The sequence below is a fragment of the Streptomyces sp. SID5910 genome, assembly GCF_009862125.1.
GTDB lineage: Bacteria > Actinomycetota > Actinomycetes > Streptomycetales > Streptomycetaceae > Streptomyces.
Window position 1 is genome coordinate 1 of sequence record NZ_WWHX01000175.1, and the last position, 1,942, is coordinate 1,942.

The 1,942-nt window shown below is 76.9% G+C and carries 2 protein-coding genes and 1 pseudogene; 2 read left to right on the forward strand and 1 reads right to left on the reverse strand.

Annotated elements, in window-relative coordinates:
* Both GTW67_RS06355 and GTW67_RS06360 read left to right on the forward strand, forming a co-directional pair.
* On the forward strand, positions 1–426 hold a 426-nt coding region (locus GTW67_RS06355; protein ID WP_202436888.1), incomplete at its 5' end, for a chitinase C-terminal domain-containing protein.
* Between the two features lie 152 nt (positions 427–578).
* Positions 579–1,346 carry an SDR family oxidoreductase gene (locus GTW67_RS06360; protein ID WP_161163814.1) on the forward strand — a complete coding sequence of 256 codons (768 nt, stop codon included), beginning with the start codon at positions 579–581 and terminating at the stop codon, positions 1,344–1,346.
* A 189-nt stretch (positions 1,347–1,535) separates the two neighbouring features.
* On the opposite strand, the pseudogene GTW67_RS06365 reads toward GTW67_RS06360, so the two are convergent.
* Positions 1,536–1,942: pseudogene (locus GTW67_RS06365) on the reverse strand (ROK family protein); the annotation flags it as partial.

Genomic DNA, 1,942 nt, shown 5'->3' on the forward strand with positions numbered 1-1,942 from the left:
GGGCTGAAGGGCGACCACCACCGCGTCTCGCTGAAGCTGCCGGCCTGGCAGTCGCTGGCGCCGGGCGCCTCCACCACCGTGGACTTCGTGTACTACCTGCCGGTGTCGACGCCGTCGAACTGGACGGTGACCTTCGGCGGGAAGTCGTACGCCCTGGCCGGTGACCTGGCCCGGGGAACCACCGTGGTGACCCCCGGTACGCCGGCCCCGACGCCCACGCCGACGGACACCGGGGCCCCCACCCCGACCCCGACGGGCGGCACCGGTCAGTGCGCCGCACCGGCCTGGAGCGCGGCCGACTCGTACGGCGGGGGCATCACGGTGTCCCACGCGGGGCACTCCTGGAAGTCCAAGTGGTGGACGAAGGGCGAGGAGCCCGGAACCACCGGGGAGTGGGGCGTCTGGCAGGACCTCGGCGCCTGCTGAGCCCCCCGCAGGACCGGCCCGGCGGCGGTGACGACGGCCCTTGCCCGCCGCCGGGCCACCCAACGTGTCACGTTCTCGGCGTGCTGATCCGTCCGAGCCGACGAGAGGGTGTTCCACTCGGGAGCACCATCCGTCCGAAGGGGCTGAACAGCATGACCACGATCCTGGTGACCGGCGGCACCGGCACGCTCGGCCGGTTCGTCACGGAGCGGCTGCGCGCGGACGGGCACGAGGTGCGGGTGCTCAGCCGGCACACCCAGCCGCACGCCGTCGACCTGCGCAAGGGCGGCGCCGGGCTGGACGCGGCGCTCGACGGCGTCGGCACGGTCGTGCACTGCGCGACCACGCAGACCGGCGGCGACGAGCGGGCGGCCGCCAACCTGCTGGCGGCCGCCCGGCGGGCCGGGGTGCGGCACCTGGTGTACATCTCGATCGTCGGCGTCGACCGGGTGCCGTTCGGCTACTACCGCAGCAAGCTGGCCGTCGAGCGGCTCGTCGAGGAGTCCGGGATCGGCTGGACGGTGCTGCGGACGACGCAGTTCCACGACCTGGTGGTGCGGCTGCTCCAGGGCCTGGCCAAGCCGCCGGTCGTGCTGGTGCCGGCGAAGGTCGCCGACCAGCCGGTCGAGGTGCGGGAGGTCGCGGACCGGCTCGCCGAACTGGCGGCCGGTGAGCCCGCCGGGCGGGTCCCCGACCTGGGCGGCCCCGAGGTGCTGAGCTTCGAGTCGCTGGCCCGCGCCTACCTGGCCGCGACGGGACGCCGGCGGGCCGTGGTGAACGTGCCGCTCGCCGGGAAGACCTACCGCGCGTTCCGTGCGGGCGGCCACCTGGCACCGGACCGTGCGCTGGGCAAGGGCACGTTCGAGGAGTACCTGACGGCACGGTTCGCAGGCGCGGCCGAGGGCGGGCGGCGCGGCTGACCGAGCCGGTGGGTCGCCGCGCCGGGGCCGGCGGGAGTACGGCGTCCGCGCAGGCCCCGCGCCCGGCGAGGGGGCCGACCCTGCCGGGGCGGCTGATGCCCCTGCGGCTCGGACACGGCGTCCTGGGCTCGGCCGAGGACTGGGCAGGGGGTACGGCGTTCCGCGCAGCCCGCCCCGGCCGGAACGGGTTCAATGCCCCCGCGGTCCGAACAGGTCGTCCTGGGCTCGGTCCCGGGCGGTCAGCAGCGCCCCGCGCAGGACGGCGCCGCCGCCCAGGGTGCCGGCCCGTACCTCGGTGGCGAGCGGTGACATCCGGGCGAGGCGGTCCCGCACCCGGGCGGCGAGTGTGTCGCCGCCCGCCCGGCCGGTCTCGCCGGCCAGCACGACGCAGCCGGGGTCCAGGACGGAGACGACGGCGGCGGCGCCGAGCGCGACCCGGTCGGCGAGGACGTCGAGGAACCTCCCGGCCGACGGGTCGCTCCCGTCCCCGCGTACCGCAGCCCGCACCAGGGCGGCCGCCTGCGGCTCCCCCGCGACGGGCTCGGCCGTGACGCCGTGCCGTGCCGCGAGCTCGGCCACCGCCGCCGCCCCGGTCA